The 22,193-nt window shown below is 75.6% G+C and carries 23 protein-coding genes; 5 read left to right on the forward strand and 18 right to left on the reverse strand.

Annotated features, from left to right (window positions below; all coding sequences use genetic code 11):
* Positions 1-217 precede the first annotated feature (217 nt).
* Positions 218-676 (forward strand): SRPBCC family protein, encoded by a 459-nt coding sequence (locus ACFZAU_RS23965; protein WP_500553859.1) that lies wholly within the window; start codon positions 218-220, stop codon positions 674-676.
* 18 nt (positions 677-694) lie between these two features.
* On the opposite strand, the gene ACFZAU_RS23970 is transcribed toward ACFZAU_RS23965, so the two are convergent.
* From ACFZAU_RS23970 to ACFZAU_RS24010, 9 genes are all read right to left on the reverse strand, one after another.
* Complete coding sequence (locus ACFZAU_RS23970) at positions 695-1,486, reverse strand: SAM-dependent methyltransferase (protein ID WP_500553964.1); 792 nt, start codon at positions 1,484-1,486, stop codon at positions 695-697.
* Positions 1,487-1,630: 144 nt separating this feature from the next.
* The gene (locus tag ACFZAU_RS23975) at positions 1,631-2,332 is read right to left on the reverse strand and encodes a (2Fe-2S)-binding protein (RefSeq protein WP_500553860.1); all 702 of its coding nucleotides are present in this window, start codon (positions 2,330-2,332) and stop codon (positions 1,631-1,633) included.
* A complete protein-coding gene (locus tag ACFZAU_RS23980; RefSeq protein ID WP_499598149.1) occupies positions 2,320-2,991 on the reverse strand; it encodes a GntR family transcriptional regulator in 672 nt (223 codons plus the stop codon). Before ACFZAU_RS23980 ends, ACFZAU_RS23975 begins: the two co-directional genes overlap by 13 nt.
* 58 nt (positions 2,992-3,049) lie before the next feature.
* Positions 3,050-4,051, reverse strand: a complete 1,002-nt coding sequence (locus tag ACFZAU_RS23985) for a proline racemase family protein (RefSeq protein ID WP_500553861.1) — start codon at positions 4,049-4,051, stop codon at positions 3,050-3,052.
* A gap of 280 nt (positions 4,052-4,331) precedes the next feature.
* Entirely contained in the window at positions 4,332-5,231 is a 900-nt protein-coding gene (locus ACFZAU_RS23990; protein WP_500553862.1) for a dihydrodipicolinate synthase family protein, read from the reverse strand.
* Positions 5,228-6,562, reverse strand: a complete 1,335-nt coding sequence (locus tag ACFZAU_RS23995) for an FAD-dependent oxidoreductase (protein ID WP_500553863.1) — start codon at positions 6,560-6,562, stop codon at positions 5,228-5,230. The genes ACFZAU_RS23990 and ACFZAU_RS23995 overlap by 4 nt, the downstream gene beginning before the upstream one ends.
* A gap of 352 nt (positions 6,563-6,914) precedes the next feature.
* Positions 6,915-7,223 (reverse strand): (2Fe-2S)-binding protein, encoded by a 309-nt coding sequence (locus ACFZAU_RS24000; RefSeq protein ID WP_500553864.1) that lies wholly within the window; start codon positions 7,221-7,223, stop codon positions 6,915-6,917.
* Positions 7,220-8,395 carry an NAD(P)/FAD-dependent oxidoreductase gene (locus tag ACFZAU_RS24005; RefSeq protein WP_500553865.1) on the reverse strand — a complete coding sequence of 392 codons (1,176 nt, stop codon included), beginning with the start codon at positions 8,393-8,395 and terminating at the stop codon, positions 7,220-7,222. The genes ACFZAU_RS24000 and ACFZAU_RS24005 overlap by 4 nt, the downstream gene beginning before the upstream one ends.
* A gap of 26 nt (positions 8,396-8,421) precedes the next feature.
* A complete protein-coding gene (locus tag ACFZAU_RS24010) occupies positions 8,422-9,516 on the reverse strand; it encodes a magnesium and cobalt transport protein CorA (protein WP_500459611.1) in 1,095 nt (364 codons plus the stop codon).
* Positions 9,517-9,942: 426 nt separating this feature from the next.
* Between ACFZAU_RS24010 and ACFZAU_RS24015 the strand changes: the two genes are divergently transcribed.
* Positions 9,943-10,779 carry an undecaprenyl-diphosphate phosphatase gene (locus ACFZAU_RS24015; RefSeq protein ID WP_499598168.1) on the forward strand — a complete coding sequence of 279 codons (837 nt, stop codon included), beginning with the start codon at positions 9,943-9,945 and terminating at the stop codon, positions 10,777-10,779.
* Positions 10,780-10,822: 43 nt separating this feature from the next.
* On the opposite strand, the gene ACFZAU_RS24020 is transcribed toward ACFZAU_RS24015, so the two are convergent.
* The 5 genes from ACFZAU_RS24020 to ACFZAU_RS24040 all read right to left on the reverse strand — a co-directional run bounded on the left by ACFZAU_RS24020 (position 10,823) and on the right by ACFZAU_RS24040 (position 14,382).
* Complete coding sequence (locus ACFZAU_RS24020) at positions 10,823-11,425, reverse strand: TIGR03086 family metal-binding protein (protein WP_500553866.1); 603 nt, start codon at positions 11,423-11,425, stop codon at positions 10,823-10,825.
* A gap of 77 nt (positions 11,426-11,502) precedes the next feature.
* On the reverse strand, positions 11,503-12,525 hold the full coding sequence (locus ACFZAU_RS24025; RefSeq protein WP_500553867.1) for an NADPH:quinone reductase: 1,023 nt from the start codon (positions 12,523-12,525) through the stop codon (positions 11,503-11,505).
* Positions 12,526-12,675: 150 nt separating this feature from the next.
* The gene (locus tag ACFZAU_RS24030; protein ID WP_500553868.1) at positions 12,676-13,077 is read right to left on the reverse strand and encodes a hypothetical protein; all 402 of its coding nucleotides are present in this window, start codon (positions 13,075-13,077) and stop codon (positions 12,676-12,678) included.
* Positions 13,078-13,135: 58 nt separating this feature from the next.
* Entirely contained in the window at positions 13,136-14,005 is an 870-nt protein-coding gene (locus ACFZAU_RS24035; protein WP_500553869.1) for a Gfo/Idh/MocA family protein, read from the reverse strand.
* A gap of 2 nt (positions 14,006-14,007) precedes the next feature.
* Complete coding sequence (locus ACFZAU_RS24040) at positions 14,008-14,382, reverse strand: 5-carboxymethyl-2-hydroxymuconate Delta-isomerase (protein WP_500553870.1); 375 nt, start codon at positions 14,380-14,382, stop codon at positions 14,008-14,010.
* 299 nt (positions 14,383-14,681) lie between these two features.
* On the opposite strand from ACFZAU_RS24040, the gene glnII reads away from it, so the two are divergent.
* Positions 14,682-15,701, forward strand: coding sequence for a glutamine synthetase (gene glnII / locus ACFZAU_RS24045; RefSeq protein ID WP_499598184.1), 1,020 nt, complete (start codon positions 14,682-14,684; stop codon positions 15,699-15,701).
* Between the two features lie 65 nt (positions 15,702-15,766).
* Here glnII and ACFZAU_RS24050 read toward each other — a convergent pair whose 3' ends face one another.
* Positions 15,767-16,291, reverse strand: a complete 525-nt coding sequence (locus ACFZAU_RS24050; protein ID WP_500553871.1) for a DUF1203 domain-containing protein — start codon at positions 16,289-16,291, stop codon at positions 15,767-15,769.
* A gap of 23 nt (positions 16,292-16,314) precedes the next feature.
* A complete protein-coding gene (locus ACFZAU_RS24055) occupies positions 16,315-17,478 on the reverse strand; it encodes a hypothetical protein (protein WP_500553872.1) in 1,164 nt (387 codons plus the stop codon).
* A 288-nt stretch (positions 17,479-17,766) separates the two neighbouring features.
* Here ACFZAU_RS24055 and ACFZAU_RS24060 point away from each other — a divergent pair, with 288 nt between their 5' ends.
* Both ACFZAU_RS24060 and ACFZAU_RS24065 read left to right on the forward strand, forming a co-directional pair.
* Positions 17,767-19,734, forward strand: a complete 1,968-nt coding sequence (locus ACFZAU_RS24060; RefSeq protein ID WP_500553873.1) for a hypothetical protein — start codon at positions 17,767-17,769, stop codon at positions 19,732-19,734.
* Positions 19,735-20,333: 599 nt separating this feature from the next.
* Positions 20,334-20,840, forward strand: a complete 507-nt coding sequence (locus ACFZAU_RS24065) for a GNAT family N-acetyltransferase (RefSeq protein WP_500553874.1) — start codon at positions 20,334-20,336, stop codon at positions 20,838-20,840.
* 82 nt (positions 20,841-20,922) lie between these two features.
* Here ACFZAU_RS24065 and ACFZAU_RS24070 read toward each other — a convergent pair whose 3' ends face one another.
* On the reverse strand, positions 20,923-21,273 hold the full coding sequence (locus tag ACFZAU_RS24070) for a hypothetical protein (RefSeq protein WP_499598199.1): 351 nt from the start codon (positions 21,271-21,273) through the stop codon (positions 20,923-20,925).
* Positions 21,274-21,284: 11 nt separating this feature from the next.
* A complete protein-coding gene (locus ACFZAU_RS24075) occupies positions 21,285-22,025 on the reverse strand; it encodes a TNT domain-containing protein (RefSeq protein WP_500553875.1) in 741 nt (246 codons plus the stop codon).
* Between the last annotated feature and the right edge of the window lie 168 nt (positions 22,026-22,193).

The following is a 22,193-nucleotide window of genomic DNA, read 5'->3' on the forward strand; positions in this document are numbered from 1 at the left end:
CGCCCCCCCCCCCATTTTTTCCACATATAAGCCCAATTCTGTGGCGCCCGGGGGGGGGGGGGGGCCCCCCCCCCCCGGCCCGGGCCCCCCCCCGGCGCCCGCCCCCCCCCCCCCCGCCCCCCCCCCCGACGGCTTTCCCGTCCCGGAAGCCGGTGTGCGGCGCGCGCCCGGGTGGGAGGATCCCCGTGCCGGGTGCCGTGCCGAGGAGGGGTCCGCGATGCCGTCCACCGAACTGGAGCACATTTTCCGGGTGGCCGCGCCTCCGGAGGAGGTCTACGCGCACCTGGCCGAGCCGACGCACTACATCGGCCTGTCGCCGCTCCTCGTCGACGTGCGCGACGTGCACCGCAGCGGCGGGAGCGTGCACTACACGGCCGTGGAGCGGTTCCGGTTCCTGGGTCTGCTGCGGCACGACAACATCATCGGCGTGACACTCGTCGCCGTCCCGGACCGGCTGCCGCACTCCGCCGAGATCTCCGGCGAGGTCCGCAGCCCGGCCCGGATCCGCATGGGCTACCGCTTCGCCATAGAGCGCTGCGGCGCCGGCAGCATCGTCACCGACACCCTGCGCCTGCGCACGCCGCCCGGTCTGCTGCGCTTCGCCGCCTCCCAGGCGCGAACGGTCCAGCAGGCCCGGGCCCGGGTCCTCAAGGCCCGGCTGGACCGGCCCGCCTGAGGAAACGGGCGGGTCCCGCTAGACGCGGCGGCCGACGCCGCCGTAGAAGCCGATCTCGCCGGAGCGCGGCGGGACCGGGGTGCCGGGGCGCCAGAAGGGGACCTGGACGAGGCCCGGCTCCTCGAGTTCGAAGCCGTCGAAGAACCGCGCGACCTCGGCGTGCGGACGCAGGTTGAGGCTCGCGGTGGCGTTGTTGTAGACGGCCTGGGCGTCGCTGCGGTCGGCGAAGTCACCGGTGGCGTGCGAGAGCACCAGGTAGCTGCCGGCCGGGAGCGCGTCGCGCAGGGTGGCGACCACCTCCGCGGGCTTCTCCTCGTCGGTGAGGAAGTGGAGGACGGCGACGAGCAGCAGGGCGACGGGCCGGTCGAAGTCGATGACCCGTCGGACGTCGGGGTGCTCCAGGAGGGCCCGGGGGTCGCGCAGGTCGCCGAGCACGACGCTGGTGGCGCCCGAGCGGCTGAGCAGGGCGTTGGCGTGGGTGTTGACGATCGGGTCGTTGTCGACGTATGCGATGCGGACGTCGGGCGCCGCTTCCTGGGCGATCTCGTGCACGTTGGGCGAGGTGGGGAGGCCGGTGCCGATGTCGAGGATCTGGCGGACGCCGCTCTCCACCACGTGCCGGACGGCACGGCGCATGAAGGCCCGGTTGGCGCGGACGCCGATCCTCACCTCGGGCGCCGCGGCGGCGAGTGCGTCGGCGGCCTTGCGGTCCACCTCGTAGTTGTCCTTGCCGCCCAGCAGGTAGTCGTAGATCCGCGCGGGGTGCGGCCTGCCGGTGTCGATCTCCTCGGCGCGGAAGCCGTTCTCCATCACGCTGCGCTCCTCTCGGCGGCCGTCCCGGCCCTGACCCGGCACCGCTGACGACAGCTTTTCACATCATCAACTTCTCTGCCCACGTGAAGAGTTCCTGGTCACCGGGAGTTCCACGCGGCGCCCACGGGAGGCCGGCCGCGCTCAGCGCAGCGCGCAGTCCCCGCACAGCCCGCCGCCCGGCACGCGGTAGTACAGGCAGCAGCTGCGGCGGGTGTAGGCGGGCGCGCCAGGCCCGGTGAGGCGGAGTTCACCGGCGTCGCACAGGAGCGGATCCGCCGTCAGTTCCTTCGCCAGCGCGACGGCGCGGGTGGCCGCGTCAGGCCGTGCGCCCTCCCCCAGGCACCAGGAGTGCAGCACCCGCAGGGTGCCGGCGAGGGCCGAGGCGGTGTTGCCCCACAGCAGTGCGGGCGCCACGCCCGACACCGCGTGCACGGCCTCGCAGAGGGGCACCAGGTGGCCCAGGAGCACGTCCTCGCGCAGCCGGCCCGCGGGGACCTGCGGGACGTCGTCCGGCAGCCACAGTTCGTCCGGGGCGGACCGGCCGGGGTGCCACCACAGGCGTCCGCCGGACAGGTCGGGCATGCGGCCGGTGAGCGCCGCCGGGCCGAGCGCGACGGACCACAGCCGCGCGGCCAGCCCCTGGTGGGCCAGCGAGGCGGCGACGCGCCGCTCCCGCGTGCCGAGCCGCCGGCCGACCTCCGCCACACGTCCGGTGAGCGCGGGCGAGGGCCGCCCGGCGTAGACCTCCGCCAGTGGCACGAAGCCCTCGGCCCGCGGCTCCCCCGGCCCGGTGCGTACGGCGAAGAACGGTCCCGGGCCGCCTCCGCCGGTCAACGTGCCCACAGGCCCCTGACATGGCCGAGGTGCCGGGTCATGACGGCCTGCACGGCGGCGCCGTCGCGGGCCAGCAGGGCGTCCAGCAGTTCCAGGTGCTCCTCGGCGGAGGCGCGGAGCAGGCCGCGTTCGGCGAGCGCCGTGAGGCCGTACAGCCGGGAACGCTTGCGCAGGTCGCCGACCACCTCGACCAGGTGCTCGTTGCCGGCGAGCGCGAGCAGCCCCAGGTGGAAGCGGCGGTCGGCCTCCACGTAGGCGATGAGGTCGCCGGCCGCGGCGGCGTCGACGATCTGCTCGGCGGCCGGGCGCAGCGCCTCCAGCGCCGGGGCGTCGGCGGTGGAGGCGAGGCCGGTGACGGTCGGGATCTCGATGAGGGAGCGGATGTGGGTGTACTCGTCGAGCTGCCGCTCGGAGACCGCGGTCACCCGGAAGCCCTTGTTGGGCACCGGGTCGAGCAGCCCCTCCTTGGCCAGGTCCAGCAGCGCCTCGCGGACGGGCGTGGCGGAGATGCCGAAGCGGCCGGCCAGCGCGGGCACCGAGTGCACCTCGCCGGGCCGCAGTTCCCCCGCCACCAGCGCCGCCCGCAGGGCGTCCGCGACGCGCTCGCGGTAACTGCCGGTGCGCTGACCGCCGAGGGCGGGCAGGGCGGGCCCGTCGTGCGCTGCCATGCGGTGGCTCCTCCTCGGCGGCGTGGCATGTATGCGCCCAGTATCGGTGTCCGGGGCGCTAGAGGACGAATCCGGCGGGGAACGGGTCGGACGGGTCGAGCAGGTACTGGGCCGTGCCGGTGATCCAGGCGCGGCCCGTGACGGACGGCAGCACGGCGGGCACGCCCGCCACCTCGGTGGTGCCGGTGAGCCGGCCGGTGAAGTGCGTGCCGATGAAGGACTCGTTCACGAAGTCCTGGTCCAGGGGCAGTTCGCCGCGGGCGTGCAGCTGCGCCATGCGCGCGCTCGTACCGGTGCCGCAGGGCGAACGGTCGAACCAGCCCGGGTGGATGGCCATGGCGTGCCGCGAGCGGACCGCCGTGGAGCCGGGCGCCAGCAACTGGACGTGCTTGCAGCCGCGGATCGTCGGGTCCTCCGGGTGGACGGGCGGCTCCTCGGCGTTGATCGCGTCCATCAGCGCGAGGCCGGCGGCGAGGATGTCGTCCTTGCGGGACCGGTCGAAGGGCAGGCCGAAGGCGTCCAGGGGAAGGATCGCGTAGAAGTTGCCCCCGTACGCGAGGTCGTAGGTGACCGTGCGGCCGTCGGCGAGGACGGCCTTGCGGTCCAGCGCGACGCTGAACGAGGGGACGTTGCGCAGGGTCACGGCGGTCGCCGCGCCCCCGCTCACGGCGACCTCCGCGACGACCAGCCCGGCCGGGGTGTCGAGGCGGACCGTGGTGACGGGCTCGGTCACCGGGACCATGCCGGTCTCGACGAGGACGGTCGCCACGCCGATCGTGCCGTGCCCGCACATCGGGAGGTAGCCGGAGACCTCGATGTAGATCACGCCGTAGTCGGCGTCCGGGCGGGTCGGCGGCTGCAGGATCGCCCCGCTCATCGCGGCGTGGCCGCGCGGTTCGTCCATCAGCAGGTGCCGGATGTGGTCGAGGTGGTCACGGAAGTGGAGGCGGCGTTCGTTCATGGTGGAACCGGGGACCGTGCCGATGCCGCCGGTGACGACGCGGGTGGGCATGCCCTCGGTGTGGGAGTCCACGGCGTGCAGGACGAGTTTGCTGCGCATGGGGTGTGTCCTCCTCGTGGGCCCTGGGTCGTGGGCCGGGGGTGGGTGGGGGTGCCTGAGGTGGTCGCGGACCGGACTCCGTTGCGTGCGGGACGGGTTCGCCGCGCGTGGGGTGTGTCGTCCTCGCGGGCCCTGGGTCGTGGCCCTGGCCCTGGGCCCTGGCTCGTGGGGCTCGGGGGCGGGGGTCGGGGCCTGCTGCCGGGGCGACGGGCCCGGCCCGGGCCGGAAGCGGGCCGGGGCGCGGGCCCGGAACGGCTTCCGGGGCCGCGGGCCGGGGCCGTTACGCGAGGCCCGAGGCCATCGCGGCCTCGGTGGCGGCCCGGACCTCCTTCTCCTGCTCCGGCAGCAGCGGCACCCGCGGCGGGCGGCAGGGGCCCCCGTGGCGTCCGGCGAGGTCCATCGAGAGCTTGATGGCCTGGACGAACTCCGTCCGGGAGTCCCAGCGCAGCAGCGGGTGCAGGGAGCGGTAGAGCGGCAGCGCGGTCCCGGTGTCCCCGGCGACCGCGGCGCGGAAGAGCTCGCCGCAGGCCCGGGGCAGGGCGTTGGGGTAGCCCGCGACCCAGCCCTTGGCGCCGGCGGCGGCCAGTTCGAGCAGCACGTCGTCGGCACCGATCACGAGGTCCAGTTCCGGGGCGAGTTCGGCCAGCTCCCAGGCGCGGCGCACGTCGCCGCTGAACTCCTTCACGGCCTTGATGTGGCCGGCCTCGTACAGCTCCGTGAGCAGCCGCGGGGTCAGGTCGACCTTGGTGTCGTACGGGTTGTTGTACGCGACGACCGGCAGCCCGGCCCGCGCGACCTCGGCGTAGTGGGCGTGCACCGAACGCTCGTCCGCGCGGTAGGCGTTGGGTGGCAGCAGCATCACGGCCGAGCATCCGGCGTCGGCGGCGTGCTCGGCCCAGCGGCGTGCCTCGCCGGAGCCGTACGCGGCGACGCCCGGCACGACGCGCTCGCCGCCGATCGCGGCGACGGCAGTCTCCACGACCCGCGCGCGCTCGGCGGGGGTCAGGACCTGGTACTCGCCGAGGGAGCCGTTGGGCACGACACCGTCGCAGCCGTTCGCCACCAGCCAGGCGCAGTGGGCGGCGTAGGCGTCGTAGTCGACGGACAGGTCCTCGGCGCGCAGCGGCAGGGCGGTGGCGACGAGCACGCCGCGCCACGGGCGGTCGGGGGTGGTGTTCATGGCTGTTCCCTCTCTTCCTCTTCGTCTGCCGCGCCGGCCAGCAGGCCGAGCGGCACGGGCCGGGCGAGGGGCCGCCCGGGGTCGGTGAAGGGGCATCCGGCGACGGCGGCGACGCCCGGGCCGCAGACGCGGCCCTGGCACCAGCCCATCCCGGCGCGGGTGAGCAGCTTGACGGTGCGCAGGTCGCCGGCGCCGAGGTCGCGGACGGCCTCACGGACGGCGGAGGCGGGCACCTCCTCGCAGCGGCACACCAGGGTGTCGTCGGTGACGGCGGACTGCGCCCAGTCGCCGGGGAGGCGGTAGACGGCGTCGAGCACGGCGGCGAACCGCCGCAGCCGCTCGCGGCGGCGGGCGGCGGCCGCCCACGCCGCGGGGTCGGGCTCCGTGCCGCGCAGCCGGGCGGCGGCGGACCGTCCGGCGATCTCCCCCTCGGCGAGGGCGAGTTCCGCGCCACCGACGCCGGTGACCTCGCCCGCGGCCCAGAGGCCGGGGGTGGGGGTGCGCTGTTCCGCGTCCACGTCGAAGGAGCCGGCGAGGTCGGTGTGCGGCAGCAGCCCGTGGCCCACGGCGAGGGCGTCGCAGGCGACGCGGCGCCGTACGCCGCCGGGTCCGGCCAGGGTGACCGCCTCGACGCGGTCCGTGCCGTGGGCGGCGACGACGGTGTGCCGCCAGCGCACGCGGACACCGTGCCGGGCGAGGCGGGCGGCGTAGCCGGCGCCCTCCACGGCCTTGCCGAGGGGTACGGCGGTGGCGTGCCGCAGCAGGGCGCGCGGGTCGGCGGCCTCGGCGAGCGCCGCGACGCGCGCCCCGGCCGCCGCGAGGCCCGCCGCGACGGGGAGCAGCAGCGGGCCCGTACCGGCGACGACGACCGTACGCCCGGGGAGCACCAGGCCGCCCTTGAGCATGGCCTGCGCGCCGCCCGCCGTGACGACCCCGGGCAGCGTCCAGCCGGGGAACGGCAGCACCTTCTCGTAGCCCCCGGTCGCCAGGACCACCGCGTCCGCGCCGATCGCGCCCGATTCGAGGGTGTGGAGGGTGAACCCCGGTTCCAGGGACCAGACCTGACGTCCCGGCAGGTGGGTGATACGGCCCGCCGCGATGTGGGCGTCGAGGCGTTCGCGCAGCCTCCGCCAGGTGCGCCACGCGTGGTGCAGGGCCTGCGGCCTGCGGGCCCGGAGCCCTGGTGCGGGCTGCCGGTAGAACTGTCCGCCCGGCTGGGGCGCGGCGTCCACCAGAGCGACCCGTACACCCGCGTCCGCGGCCTCCAGCGCCGCGGCGACCCCCGCCGGCCCGGCGCCGACGACGGCCAGCCCGTACCTCTCCCCGGTCACATCCGCCTCCCGCGACGACTCTCCGGCGGGCCCGGTGCGCGGCGCACCCCGCGGACCGGGCCCGGCGACGCGGGCTGCCGGCGGAACCGCCCGCCTGCCTGCGGCACGGCGTCCACCAGCGCGACGCGCACGCCCGCGGCCGCGGCCACCGGCGGCGCCGTGACCCCCGTCCCCACGGCGGCCGGCCCGTGCCCGTCCCCGCTCGCCTCCCCCGCCGGCCCGATGCGCGACGCCCACCGCGGACCGCACCAGGGGACGCGGCCAAGCCCCCGGGGCGGGCGACTCCCCACGTCCGTCCCAGCCGCGACGTACGGCCGTCCGGCCGCCCGCGCCGGGGCCCCGCCGTCGGCGCTCACGGCAGCTCCCCCGTACCGGCCTGCGGCGTGACGACGTCGCCGGGGTGGGCCTCGGTGACGCAGGCGCGCACGCCGGGGCGGCCGTTGACCGTGACGAGGCAGTCGAAGCAGACGCCGATCCCGCAGAAGACCCCGCGGGGGGCGGCGTCGACGCGGGTGGTGCGCCAGGACAGGACGCCGGCCGACCAGAGGGCGGCGGCGACGGACTGCCCGGGTTGGGCGGGGACCTCGTGCCCGTCGAAGGTGAAGGTGAAGCCCGGGCCCGGTACGGCGCGGGCCAGGCGCAGGGGACTGCGGCGGCTCACGGGGTGGCCTCCTCGGCGGGGAAGCGGTCGGGGCGGAAGGGGGTGAGGTCGAGCTCGGGGCGGGCCCCGGTGAGGCACTGGGCGATCAGGTGGCCGGTCGCCGGGGCGAGTCCGATGCCCGCGCCCTCGTGGCCGCACGCGTGGTGCAGCCCGGGGACGCGGGGGTCGGGGCCGATCGCGGGGAGGTGGTCCGGCAGGTAGGGGCGGAAGCCGGTGTAGGCGCGCAGCGTCGCGACGTCCCGGAGCACCGGGAAGAGGGCGAGGGCCTGGGCGGCGAGGCGGCGTACGACCGGCAGGGAGAAGGTGCGGTCGAAGCCGACGCGTTCACGGCTGGCGCCGATGAGGACGGGGCCCGCGGCGGTGGCCTCGACGACCGCGGAGGTCTGCAGGTCGGCGGAGTCGCTGGCGACGTCGGCGACGTAGTCCGCCGCGTACACCTTGTGCCGGACGGTGCGTGCCGGGAGGGGTTCGGTGACCAGGACGAAGCCGCGCCGCGGCAGTACGGGCAGCCGTACCCCGGCGAGGGCGGCGACCTCGCCGCCCCAGGTGCCCGCGGCGTTGACGACGGCCGGGGCGTGGATGTCGCCGCGGTCGGTGCGGACCCCGCGCACGGCGCCGTCCGGCCCGCGGAGCACGGCCGTCACCGTGGTGCCGAGCCGCGCCTCGGCGCCCAGGTCGCGGGCGGCGCGGACGAGGCGGGCGGCGGCGAGCGCGGGCTGCACCTGGGCGTCCTGCGGGTAGTGGACGCCTCCGGCGAGGCCGTCCGCCAGGTGGGGTTCGAGGTCGTGCAGCCCGTCCGCCGGGACGGGCACGGCCCGGACGCCTTCGCGCCGCTGAGCGGCGGCGAAGTCCAGGAGCGCGCGCAGTCCGTCCTCGCCGGAGGCCACGACGAGTCCGCCCTTGGCCTCGTACTCGGCGGTCGCGCCGAGGTTGTGACGTTCCGTCAGCTCCTGCCAGAGGCGGGCGGAGAGCAGGGCGAGTCCGAGCTCCGGACCCGGTTCCTTGTCGGACACCAGCAGATTGCCCTCGCCGGCCCCGGTCGTGCCGCCGGCCACCGGTCCGCGGTCCACCAGGACGGTGCGGAGCCCGGCCGCCGCGGCGTGGAGGGCGCAGGCCGCGCCCACCATCCCGGCGCCGACGACCACGACATCGCAGCTCGTCGGCTTGCTCACGCCGGTAATATGTCACACAGCACTGCTCACAACCAGCCGTTGCGCCGGAATCCGCGGTGGATGACGTAGCAGGCGACGACCATCACGCCCACGGCGAGCGGATAGCCGTAGGTCCAGCGCAGCTCCGGCATGTGGTCGAAGTTCATGCCGTACAGGCCGCAGATCATGGTGGGGACGGCGAGGATGGCGACCCAGGCGCTGATCTTGCGCATGTCCTCGTTCTGGGCCATGGTCACCTGCGCGATGTTGGCCTGGAGGATCGAGTTGAGCAGTTCGTCGAAGGAGTTGACCTGCTCGGTGGCGCGGGCGAGGTGGTCGGCGGCGTCGCGGAAGTAGGTCCGCAGGTCCTCCTCGACGCCGGGCAGCGGGTCCTCGGCGAGCCGCTGGAGGGGGCGGCCGAGCGGGACCACGGCCCGCTTGAGCTCCAGCAGTTCGCGCTTGAGCTGGTAGATCCGGCCGGCGTCGGTGCCGCGGCCGTGGTGGTCGGAGAAGACGTCCGTCTCGACCTGCTCGATGTCCTCGTGGACGGCGGCGGTGACGGCGAGGTACTCGTCGACGACGTGGTCGGTTATCGCGTGCAGGACGGCGGCCGGCCCCTTGGCGAGCTGGTCGGGGACGGTCTCCAGGCCCTCCCGGAGCGGGCCCAGGGAGCCGTGGCCGCCGTGGCGCACCGTGATGACGAAGTCGGGACCGGTGAAGACCATGAGGTCGCCGGTCTCCACGACCTCGCTGGTGGCGGTGAGCCGGTCGTGCTCGACGTAGCGGGCGGTCTTGAGGACGGTGAAGAGGGTGTCGCCGTACCGTTCCAGCTTGGGCCGCTGCTGGGCGTGGACGGCGTCCTCGACCGCGAGCGGGTGGAGCCCGAACAGCTCGGCGACACCGGCGAACTCCGCCTCCGACGGCTCGTGGAGCCCGATCCACACGAAGCCGCGACCGGACTTGCGGACCCGGGCGATCGCCTCGTACGCGGCGCAGTCGTCCTGCCGCAGTCCGTCCCTGTAGATCACGCAGTTCACCACCGAGCTGCCCAGCGGGGAACGCGCCGGGTGGCTCAGGTCCACGCGCCGTTGGCGTATGTGGGTGAGGCGGACGGCTTTGCGGAGATTGCTGATCATCGACATGAAAGGCTCCTACGCAGGCGTGCGGCCGCCAGTATTTCCCACGGCCGGGCCCGTTCGAGCCCTCCGCCCCATCGTCCCTGCCCCGTAAGGGTCTTGGGCGATCCCCCGCCCCTCCGCCGCTGTCCCGCGCGGCACCCCGGGCACGGCCGTACCGGGACCGCGTCACCATGGGGGCATTTCTCCGGTTCCGCCCGACCGGCATCCGGTTTGCCACTGTTTAGCCGGAGATGCCCGGGAATGTGACGTACGTGACAGGCCGCCGTCCCGGGCTGCCGTGCGACCGCGCCGTCCACGAGGTCGCCGCCCGCCGGGGGCGGGCGGCGGGGCGGCCCTGGTTCGCGGGGGGCGCGGGACTTCTCTTACACTCCGTAGGGCTCCGGCCGGTGCAGGCCCGGGCATGCCACGTACTCCGCAGAGATGGGTCCCATGAGCGCCATCAGTATCGGTCAGGCAGCTGTGCTCGGCGTCGTGGAGGGGGTCACCGAGTTCCTCCCGATCTCGTCCACCGGCCACCTGAAGATCACCGAGGGCCTGATGGGCATCCCGGTGGACGACAAGGCCGTCGTCGCCTTCTCCGCGGTCATCCAGTCCGGCGCCATCGCGGCCGTGCTGGTCTACTTCTTCAAGGACATCGTCCGGATCTGCAAGGCGTGGTTCACCGGCATCGCCAACCGCGAGGAGCGGTACCACCACGACTACAAGTTCGGCTGGTGGGTGATCTTCGCGACGATCCCGATCGTCGTCGTCGGCCTGGCTGCCAAGCCGCTCATCGAGGGGCCACTGGCCTCGCTGTGGGTGGTCGCGGGCTCGCTGATCGTCGGCAGCGGCGTGATGTGGGCGGCCGACCAGATGGGCCGCCACAAGCGCGGCGAGGACGACACCACGTTCAAGGACGCGATGCTCGTCGGTTCCTCGCAGATCCTCGCCCTGCTCTTCCCCGGCTTCTCCCGCTCCGGCGCGACGATGTCCACCGCGCTCATCCTCGACCTGGACCGGGTCGCCGCGACGCGGCTCTCCTTCTTCCTGGGTATCCCCGCGCTGACCGGCGCCGGCCTGTACGAGCTGAAGGACGCTCTCGGCGCCGGTGTGGACACGGCGCCGCTCGTCGTCGGAACGGTCGTCTCCTTCGTCGTCGCGTACGCGTCGATCGCCTGGCTGCTGAAGTTCGTGGCCAAGCACTCGTTCAACGCGTTCATCGTCTACCGGCTCGTGATCGGCGCCCTCCTCTTCGGCCTGCTCGCCACGAACGCCATCAGCGCGTAGGCGCCCGTCGGCACGTAGAGACTCATCGGCACGCCGGCCGCCGTCAGCGCACGGGCCCCGGCCGGCGCTCCGGCGTACGGCCGGACAGGGCCAGGGCCCGCTCGAAGGCGGTCGCCGCGGCGGGGTCCGGGAGCGTGACGGGTGCCGCGAACCCCTCGTAGGTGCGGTACACCTCGGCGTACCGGTCGACGACCTCCAGCACGAAGGCGCCGAGCCCCGCGCCGCAGCGGTACTCCTGGCCGGTGGCGCGGGCCACGTCCCAGCCGTGGACGGCCAGCTCCTTGACGATCATCGAGGCGACCTCGGCGGCCGGCACGGCGGCGTACCCCAGGTCGACGTCCCCCTCCCACACCTCCGGCGCCGCCCACGCCGCGACGGCGCGGTCCAGCTGCTGCGCGTACGCCGCGGCCCAGTCCGGGGCGGCGGTGAAGTCGCGGGCGGTGAGCTCGTCGGGCAGCGGTGTGCGCAGCGCCCGGTGCTCCAGGCCGTGCGAGGTGTAGAGGATCCAGTGGTTGAGCAGCGTGCGGGTGTCCCACTCCCCGCACGGCGTCGGCGCGGCGAGGCGGGCGGGGTCCCCGCCCACGCCGCGGGCGACCCGGGCCGCCTCGGCGGCGGCTTCGAACATGAACGCATGGGCTTCGGTCATGGGCCCAGCCTGCGGGGACGGGCGGCGGCCGGTCTTGAACAAACGCGACAGCTCCGCCGGCCGCCCGCCCCGCGCGGCTACCCGGCCTGCCGGACGTCGACGAGCACCTTGCCCACGGCGCCCTCCTCCACCGCCGCGTGCGCGTCCGCGGTGCGCTCCAGCGGGAAGCGGTGCAGCGGCAGCCCCGCGTCCTCGCCGACCCGCATGGCCCCGTCGGCCAGGGCCGCCGTCAGCGCCGCGACGGCCTCCGCCTTGGCCGCGTCCGGCATGGTGTAGACGAGGACGCCCTGCCAGCGCAGGTTGCGCGCGAAGCTCTCCCGTACGGGCAGGGTGAACTCGGCGCCGCCGTTGTCGGCGTAGTAGGCGACCACGCCGCCCGGCGCCAGCACCGCCAGGTCGAGCGCGGCGTTCCGCGCGACGGACACCTCCACGACGACGTCGACGCCCCCGGGCGCGACCCTGCGGATCTCCGCCGCGGCGTCGCTGCCCCGGTAGTCGACGACGTGGTGCGCGCCCGCGGCCCGCGCGAGGTCCCCCTTGTACGGGCCGCTGACCGTGGTCACCACCGAGGCCCCGGCCCAGCGGGCGAGCCGGATCGCGGCGTGGCCGACCGCGCCCGCGCCTCCCGCGACCAGGACCGTCCGGCCGTCGAGGGCGCCCGGCGCGAGCCGCGCCGGGCCGTGCTCGGCCACGGTCAGCGCGCGGTGCGCGGTCATCGCCGGGATGCCGAGGGCGGCGCCGAGGTCGAAGGACGCGGAACCGGGCAGCGGCACGGCGTGCGCGGCGGGGAGCGTCACGTACTCCTGGGCGGTGCCGTCCGCCCGCTGCCAGGCGGCCTCCCACAGCCACACCCGCTCACCGGTCCGCCCGGGGTCGACACCCTCGCCGACGGCGTCGACCACACCGGCGCCGTCCTGGTTCGGCACCTGCTCCGCGACCGTGGCGGGCGGACCGCCCCGCCGCGACTTCCAGTCCGTCGGGTTGACCCCCGACACCTCGACCCGCACCCGTACTTCGCCCGGACCCGGCTGCGGCACCGGCCGCTCGGTCAGGCGCAGCACCTCGGGGCCGCCGCCTTGCGTGTACACGATGGCCTTCATGATCCGTACAAGGCCGCAGCGGCGCGCGTTCTTCCCGCCGCGCGGGTGTCCACCGCGGGCCGGGCGCCGCGCGACGAGCTCTCGGCCCGGGTACCACCGCCGGCGGTTCCCCGATCTCGCCGGGCACCCACCGCGGGGCACCCGGAGTTGTCAGACGGGCGCCGCGCGTTCGCACAGGAGGGCGCCGCCTGCGGGATCCGGCGGGGGTTCGGGGAGGCCCACCGCGGCCGCGCCCGGCGAACGGTGCGGGGCGCGGGGGACGAAGGCCCCGCCGGCGCCACCGCGGCCGCGGTGGACCAGGAGGCCGGAGACCGGATCGGGGACGGCGTCGAGCGCCGCGCGAGTGCCGGGCAGGGCGCGCCACGCGAGCCAGTGCTCCTCTTCCCGGAAGCACAACTCGAAGACGACGCCCCACCCGTACGTGTGCCATTCCCACGCCAGTGCACGGTTGGTGACCGCCGATTCCACGAGCGTCGACGCGTACGCGTCACGCCATGCCGCGGCGGGTGTGCTGGCGTTGAGGACTTCGATGGACCACCAGTCCGCTGCCATACCCAAAACGATAGGCACTTCGCAAGTCGCCCGCCAGGGTCCTGCCCCTGACGGCGCGTCACACGGGGTCGGCCGAGGCCAGCAACTCCGTCACGCGCGCCGCGAAACGGGCGTCGCAGGGGTGGGGGACGCCGGTGCGCACGGCCGTGAGCAGGGCGTCGATGGCGTTGCCGAAGGCGGGCACGGGCCCGTCGGCGCGTTCGGGGAGCGTGACCACGCCGGAGGTGCCGCGCAGCTCGACGGTCATGCCGGCCGCCGCCGGAGGGGCGGTGAGGCTCAGCGCCGCCGTGCTGGAGGCGCCGCTGTCGTGCCGCAGCACCAGGTGGACGGTGTCGCCCGGCCCCTGGACGGCGGTGAGCGCGGTGACGTCCCCGAGGACCGGCAGGAGCACGGACAGCGCGTGCGGACCGACGTCCCACAGCGCGCCCTTCTCGCGCCGCCAGGGGGAGGCCGCGAAGGGGCTGTCGCCGGAGGTGAACACCGAACCGAGCCACTGCGCGCGCGCGGTGAACCAGCCGTCCCGGGTGGCCTGCTCGTCGATCCAGACGGAACTCGTCGCGTCGAAGCGGAGGGTGAAGAAGACCACCGACGCCACCCCGGCCGCCTCGGCGGCGTCGGCGACCCGGCGGGCGTCGGTGGCGGTCGTCGCGACCGGCTTGTCCAGCAGCAGGTGCCGGCCGGCCTCGGCGGCACGCACGGCCAGCGGGGCCTGCACGTCCGGGGGCAGGGCGACGGCGACGGCGTCCACGTCGCCGATCAGCTCGTCCACGTCGGCGTAGGCGCGGGTGCCCAGGGTCGCGGCGAGCGCGGCCGCGGCCTCGGGGCGGCGGCCCCAGATCCCGGTGAACTCGACGTCGGGGTGGGCGGCGAGGGCGGGGCCGTGGGCGATCTCCGCCCAGGGGCCGGTGCCCAGGAGTCCGATGCGCATGGTCACCGCTCCCCCGCCGGCTCGAGGTGGCTGCGGTACCAGGTGCGGTCGAGGTCGACGACGTCGACGGCGGTCCGCACGCTCAGCTCCGGGGTCGGCGCGAGGTGCTTGCGCACGAGTTCCAGGACGGCCTCGCTCAGCCGGGTCTTCGCCTCGGGCGTGCGCCCGGACAGGACGGCGGCCCGGACGAGGACGAGCGCGTGCCCGGGGGCGCCGTCGGCGAGGACGTACTCGTCGGACCGGCGGAAGCGGGTCGTGCACGCCTCGACCTTGGTGTCGATGGTCTCGGCGACGAGCGGGTGCAACGCGGTCGCGAAGCCCCGCCGGTCGAAGGCGTCCGCGAGGTTGCCCGTGTAGTCCACGGTGATGTGAGGCATGGCACACACCCTACGTCCCTGGTCACGGCGGTCCGAGGGGGCCCGTCCCCGGGGCGGCCGGACCAGCGGCGCCGGTCGTCAACGGCCCGTGCCGCATGGGTCCTTCGGCGCCCGCGCGGCGACGGCACCGGACGTGCGCGGGGGCCGCCGCGCCCGCCGGGCCGGGTGTCCGGCAGGTGGGACACGACCTCGTTCACATCGGGTTAACACATGAGCAATGGATGCGAAATCGCAGGTTGTGACGCTGCAGCGGCAACGACACCCGCCCCGCAAGGCCCACGCCAACAAGGATGACGCCCGTGAGCTACAAGGCCGAGTACATCTGGATCGACGGTACCGAGCCGACCGCCAAGCTGCGCTCGAAGACCAAGATCCTCGCCGACGGCGCGGAGCCCGGGGTGTGGGGCTTCGACGGCTCCAGCACCAACCAGGCCCAGGGCCACAGCTCGGACCGCGTGCTCAAGCCCGTCGCCACGTACCCGGACCCGATCCGCGGCGGCGACAACGTGCTCGTGCTGTGCGAGGTCTTCGGCATCGACGGCACGCCGCACTCCTCCAACACCCGCGCCCTGCTGCGCCCGGTCGCCGAGCGCTTCGCCGGCCAGGAGTCGCTGTTCGGCATCGAGCAGGAGTACACCTTCTTCCAGGGCTCGCGCCCGCTGGGCTTCCCCGAGGCCGGCTACCCCGCTCCGCAGGGCGGCTACTACTGCGGCGTCGGCGCCGACGAGATCTTCGGCCGCGAGATCGTCGAGAAGCACCTCGACAACTGCCTCGCCGCGGGCCTGGGCATCTCCGGCATCAACGCCGAGGTCATGCCGGGCCAGTGGGAGTTCCAGGTGGGCCCGCTGAGCCCGCTGGAGGTCGCGGACCAGCTGTGGGTCGCGCGCTGGCTGCTCTACCGCACCGCCGAGGACTTCGGCGTCTCCGCCACCCTCCACCCCAAGCCGGCCCAGGGCGACTGGAACGGCGCGGGCGCGCACACCAACTTCTCCACCAAGGCCATGCGCGAGGGCTACGACGCGATCGTCGAGGCCTGCGAGGCCCTCGGCCGCGACGACAAGCCGATGGAGCACATCAAGAACTACGGCTCCGGCGTCGAGGCCCGCCTGACCGGCGCCCACGAGACCGCCCCATGGAGCGAGTACAGCTACGGCGTCTCCGACCGCGGCGCCTCGGTCCGCATCCCGTGGCAGGTCGAGGCCGACAAGAAGGGCTACATCGAGGACCGCCGGCCCAACGCCAACGTCGACCCCTACGTCGTCACCCGTCTCATCGTCGACACCTGCTGCTCGGCGCTGGAGAAGGCCGAGCTCGTCTGACGTCCCGCACCACCCCGAGGGCGCCCGTCGTGCGGACGGGCGCCCTCGGCGCGTTCACGGCGCGTTCACGGCACGCGGACGGCCTCGAAGAGGAAGCAGCCGTACTCCACGGCCCGCACGTGCACCAGGACGACCCGCGGATCGGCGAACCGGGCCGCCAGCACCGCGTCGGCGGCGCCCGCGGCGACCTCGTCCGCGGTCAGCTGGACGAGGCGGCCGCCGAGGATGCGGCCCCGGGCGTCGTAGCAGCGGAAGACCCGCCGCTCGCCGTGGAGTCCGGCGGGGTAGCCGGGGCCGCCCGGCGGGCCGGGGCAGTCCTTCGCGGCGGCGTGCACGAAGACCGGCCCGGTCTCGCCGTAGGGGCCGGGGTCGGCGCCGGTCGCGGCGGCCCAGCGCCGCAGCGGCGCGTAGGCGGCCAACGCGATCCGCTCCCCCGGCGCGCTGTGCCGCAGGCAGCAGCGGAGCGGGGCGCCGCCCTCCGGGTCCGGCTCGGGGCGGGGGACGAGACCGGCGTCGTCGAGGCCCCGCAGTTCCTCCGCGACGGCCGGGTCGAGGGCCCGGACCTCGTACGTGGTGCGATGGGTGTCCATGCCCCCAGCGTCGCCGGGAGCGCTCAGGGCGTCCGGCGGGATTCGGACGTCGTGCTCAGGGCCCGCCACGCGGCGCGGTCGTCGGGCAGCCCGAGCGGGACGAAGAGTGCGCCCCGGTTGCCGCCGCGCGGGTTCCACAAGGTGTCGTGCGCCGCCACGGCGGCGGCGTAGGCCCGCTGGGCCGGGGTGGCGGCGTGGGCGTCCGGCCAGCCGTCGGGGAAGAACAGCGGCAGGTAGGGGCCGAGGTCCGGGTTGGGGTAGCGCCACTGGAGCAGCGGCAGGACGGCGACCGCCGCGGGCAGCAGCCGCTCGGGTTCGGTGACACGGCGGCACACCACGGCCGAGACGGTGAAGCGGGGCCGGCCGGAGAAGACGGCCGGCAGCCGCCCGAACGCCGCGTCGAGCGCGGCCGGGTCGCGCAGGGCGTCCAGCAGCACCGTGTGCGCGTCCTCGTCGTCCTCGAGGGCGGGGGCGAGCGCGGCGCAGACCCGTACGGCCGGTTCGGGGTCGGCGAGCAGGGCCCGGGGGGCCTCGCCCAGTTCCCCCAGGTGGACGGCGAGGGCGGCGCGCTCGTCCGTCCCGGCCGTGAGGGAGGCCGCGGTGAGGGCCCGGACCACCTCCTGCCGCGGGCCGGCGAGCGCCGGGTGCACGGCGGTGAGCGCCAGGCAGGAGGCCGCGGCGGCGCGCACCTCCGGGTCGGGGTCCGTCAGGTGGACGGCGGCGGCCGCGTGGACCGCGGGCAGCGCGTCGTGGATCCCGACGGCCGCGCGGAGGACCGCCAGGTCGGCCGTCTCCGGGTCCCAGAGGGCCTCCTGCTCCTCCTCGTCCGCCTCCGCCCAGGCCTCCTGCCAGGCGTCGATCGCCGCGCCGTCCGCGGGGAACGCCCGCGCCCGGCACTCCTCGGCCTCCTCCGGGCCCGGCGCCGCCTCCGCCGCGTACCGCAGGAAGCCCAGCAGCGCGGCCCGCACACCGGGCGGGTGCTCCCCGGCGAGCAGCTCCGCGACCTGCCGGACGGCCGGGGGTGTGGCCGGCCAGGGCGTGCCCTGGTGCACGATCGCCCCGTCGAGGTGCTCCAGGGCGGCCGCCACCTCCGCCTCCCGCCCGGTACGCAGGGCGGCCAGATGCCGCGGGGTGTCCGTGGCGGCGCCGTAGGCGTGGAACAGCCGTGACCAGTCCGTCTCATGCATGCGGCCATCATGGCGGCGGGCACCGACATCGACGCTGACACCCGGGTGCCGGCGGTCGTGCCGCGGGCACCGACTGACGTCCGGTCAGACGTATCGGCGTGGACCAAGGGAGGTGTTCGGCGGGGCCGATTCCCACGCCGACACCGTCCATGTCGCAGTGATCGGCGACGACGGCGGCCGTCTCGCGGATGCGTCAACGCCCGCCCGGAGGACGCTCGGTGGGCTCCGCCCCGGTGGCGCCGAAGGGCGGCGGAGTGACCATCCCAGGATTCACTCGTTCAACGGAACGTGAACGCCCAGCACGCGACCGCCACCCGTCCCCGGCACGGCGCACCCGTGATCGTGGACGTCGAGGAGGCGGAGGCCGCACTCGTCGAGAACTACCCGCACCTGGTCCGGCTGGCCTACCTGACGCTGCCGCCGTCCCTCGGCCGGCACCGCAGGGTGCTGACCGCCCACACCCTGACGCAGGGCGCGCTGCCGCGCTCGCCGTGCGAACCGGACCCCACCGTGGTGGACGTGCCCGGGCCGCGGGGCACCACGGACCCGGCGTACGCCCTGGTGCGGCAGGAAGTGCTGGACACGGCACTCGCGTTCGGGCGCGAGCGGGGCTGGCGGGGCCGGCTGCGCAGGACGCTGGTGGGCGGCCCGGCGCCGTACGTCTGGGGCCTGCGGCTGCACACCAAGGCGACCGGGACCGACGAGGCGGAGCTGGACCGGGCGCTGTCCGGGCTGAACGCGGCCGGGCGCGCGGCGTACGCGCTGCTGGAGCTGGAACGGCCCCGGCACGCGGACGGCCGCGAGGTGCGCCGGCTGCTGGTGGCCTCCGGCGTGGCCGATCCGCGGGGCGCGCTGAAGGCGGCCAAGGCGGTGCCGGAGGGGCTGCTGCTGTGCGGCAGCGGGTTCGACCCGTGCACGGTGCAGGCCCGGCCGACGGATCTGCTGCGCAGGCGGCAGCACGTACGGGTGGGCCTCATCGCGGCGGGCGCGGTCGCCGTGACCGCGACCCTGGTCGCGGTGCTGACCGGCGGGCAGGACCCGTACGCGGCATCCGGTTCACCGAGCGCCTACGGGACCGCGCGGTTGCTGGACCCGGCGAAGCTGACGCGGGTGGACGGCACCGCGTGGACCCGCGCCTCGCGGGTGGACTTCACCGCCTGGCCCACCCGCGGCAGGCGGGCCGGGGACCGGGCCCTGCTGGGCCGGGCGATGGCGGTGTGGGCGCAGCCCTCCGCCCGGGTCGGCGTGTCGGCCACCCAGGGCACCGCCGAGGGACTGCCGGCGCAGCAGCCGCAGTTGCTGTACGCCGGCGACGTGGACGGCGCCACCGTGGTGCTGATGTACGACGGGCTGCGGCTGGTGCGCTACGCCGAGCCCCGCGAGGGCGGGGGCGCCGCGGCCCTGGACTTCGCCCGGGTGGACGGCGCGGGCGTGACGACGGCGGCCGTGGTCCTCGGCCGGACGGACGGCAACACCCGTTTCCTGACCGCCCCCTGGGTCACCGAGGCGGCCTCGCGCGACCTGCGGGACCCGGGGCGCGCCCCGGCGAAGCTGGACCGTACGGCGGACGGGGTGACCGAACCGGTGCGGATGCCGGGGGCGGACAGCCGTGCGGGGGTGTGCGGGGACACCTGGCCCGCGCTGCAGTTCCGCGCCGCCGCCGGGCTCGGCCCGGACCGGCCGTTCCTCCTCACCGACCTCGGCGACCTCGTGCCGGCGCACCTGACGTACCAGCCGCCGGGGGACGGCACGCCGCTGGAGGCGACCGGCCCCGCGGCGCTGGCGAACGTCGCCCGGACGGCCTGCAACCTGTCCTCCATGAGCGGCCTGGGCACCCGGTCGGTCAACGTCTGGCGGTACGCCACGCAGCGGCTGCCGGAGGACAACGGGCAGGCGTCGTGGGTCTGCGCCCGCGCCGACACCTGGCGCGGCACGGACGGCCGGGCCCTCGCGCTGTTCCTGCCCCCGGTGTCCGATCCGGGCACCCCGGGCGCGCCCGTCGGCCAGAGCGGCCGGGACGGCGGGTCCTGCGGCCGGGCGGTGCCGCGGGTGCTGGCCGGGGCGCTGTGGAAGTCCACGGGCGGGCACTGGTACCTGCTGGCGGCGGGCAGCCGTGACGTGAAGCGGATCAAGGCCACGGGCGGCGTGACCGGCACCTCGAAGGGCCCGACCATGGCGGTACGGGCCGAACAGGGCGCCCGCGCCGAACTGTCGGCGACGCTCGACTCGGGCACCACGCTCACGACCCTGCGCTGACCCCGCCCCGCGGGCGCGACCCCGGCCCGGCACGACCGGGCCGCTCCACGGGCGCCGGCCGCCGCCGGCGCCCGGAAGCGCCCGACAGGGCGGCCCCAACCGGGCTGCGGCAGCGCCCGACTCGGGCGCCGCACCCACAACCCCGCGCCGAGCCCGCCCTTCCCCGGCAAAGGGCGCACCGGGCGCGGACCCTGTACGCACGGGCCGGCCGGCCTCGTGACCGGGGTGCCCCTGGCTTACTGCGGGGCGCCGGCGGGCTGCGCCCTCGCGACGGCCGCGCTCGCGGTGCCTGCTGTCCGGTGCGCTGCGCGGCTGGCGGCCGCGGCCGGTGGCCGACCTCGACCCACGGGCGCCGGCAGTGTGGACGCCCGCCTTCGGCCTCGGCTCCCTGTCGGCGCGCGAGGGCGACCACGCCGCGGCCGGCGCCCTCTCACTGCAGGCAGTCATCACCACCCCGGCGCGACGGACGGGGCCTCGGCCTTCGCCTGGCTCCACGTGCCGGGCGTGCTCGGGCTCACCTGCACAGGCCGCCCGGCCGGTCCGGCCCTCGCGGGACCGGCCGAGGGATGGCCCACGGACGGTTCCCCGACAATGGGGGCATGAACGACCTCTCCTTCCGTCTCGCGCGGCCCGCCGACGCCGCCCTCCTCGTCCGCCTCCGGGACGAGGCGGCCCGATGGATGCAGGAGCACGGCATCGACCAGTGGAAGCCCGGCGAGATGGACGAGGAGCACTTCCGCGCCCGCATGACGGCGGGCGAGGTCTGGCTCACCGAGCGCGAGGGGCGCGTGGTCGGCGCCTGGGAGCTGTGGTGGACCGACGAGCACGCCTCGGGGGTACGTCCGCCGGACGCGGGCTACGTCCACCGCCTCATGGTGGACCGGGCGACCGCCCCGCGCGGCACCGGCCGCGCCATGCTCGACCGGGCGGAGCGCCGCATCGCCGCGGAGGGCCGCCCATACGCGCGGCTGGACTGCGTGGCGGGCAACCCGCGACTGCGGGCGTACTACCGGGGCGCGGGCTACACCGTCGTCGGCGAACAGCCCCACAAGCAGGTCGGCAAGGGCAGCCCGTACGCGGTGACGCTGCTGGAGAAGGCGCTGTAGCGGCGCCGCGGACAGGCGGGCGGCCCGTCCCGGAATGCCGGGACGGGCCGCTCCGCGTCGGCGGGCCGCAGGGGCCGCCGCATCACTCGTTCCGGCGCCGCGCCCGTTCATAGGTGTCGTGGGCCGCTCGCCGGATCTCCTCCCGGTCGCGCAGGACCGCCTCCATCTCCTCGTCGGCCCCGGGGCCCGGCCCGGGCCCGGGGTGGGTGAGCCGGTCGTAGAGGTAGCGGCAGGCCGCGTCCTCCGTGTCGAAGTGCCGGAACGGGTCGTGCACCCCGCGTTCGAAGTTGCCGACCACCCACGCCTCGCCCTCCTGCCGGAGGTAGGTGAAGTCCGGCGGCCTCAGGTCGAACTCGTGGAACCCGGGGACCTCGTACAGCCCGCCGGGCACCCCCGCGGAGGCGAGGGCGTCGCACAGCTCGCGCCGGTCCATGGCCGGGCCCGTCAGTTCAGCCGGATGAGGTCGCCGTTGGTGACGTGGTTGAGCACGCTGTCACCGAGCGGCAGCACGTACTGCAGGCCGTTGCCGGGCTGGCCGTAGAAGGGCGCCACGACTCCCGCGGACACCGCGAAGGGCCTGACGACCTTGTACAGGTGGTAGTTGAAGGGGTAGCCCGGGTCGAAGGTGTTGAGGTTCGACGGTGCGATGGAACGCTGGGAGTACGGCGAACCGGCCGGGGCGAGGAACCGCCCGCCCTCGCCGCCGAAGCGGTCGATGCGCTGCCCCACGGCCAGGTTGATGACCGACACGGGACCGCCGGGCAGGAAGCCGTCGCCGGGCGGGAACTTGTAGCTGTTCGTCGCGAAGTCGAACCAGGTGCGCAGGAAGCCGTTGGCGTTCTGCCCGTCGAGCCGCCGGTAGTCGGTCAGCATCGCCCCGAGCAGGCCCTTGGTGGGCAGTTGCCGCGGTCCGAGCCGGGGGTCGCCGCAGAAGAACTTGGGGTCGGTGAAGGTGGCACCGATGCAGATGCGGGGGTTCTCCGGGCCACCGGGAGCGCGTCCGGGGGCGCCCGCCGTCTGGCCGGGCCCGTGCCCCGCGGCGGGGCGGGCGGGGGGAGCCGCGTGCTGTGCGCCCGGCCCCCAGTCCTCGGCGTGGGCCGAGCCGACCGTGCCCAGCAGGGTGCCGACGAGCAGGACGAGCAGGGCGGGAAGGGTGGAGAGCGATATTCGCTGGCGCCGCTTCAAGGGTCCTCCAGGGGACGACGGGAACGAGGCCGACCGGGACGGCGATCACCGTGCGTCACCGGAGCCGCGCGGATACGTACCCCTGCCGGATCGCCCACCGGAACCGACCCGCCGCCGATTCATCCGGATGGACACGTGCTTCGCCCGTACGCAGCACCGCCCGGCCGG

The sequence above is a fragment of the Streptomyces sp. NPDC008238 genome (genome assembly GCF_042956445.1).
Classification (GTDB): Bacteria; Actinomycetota; Actinomycetes; order Streptomycetales; family Streptomycetaceae; genus Actinacidiphila.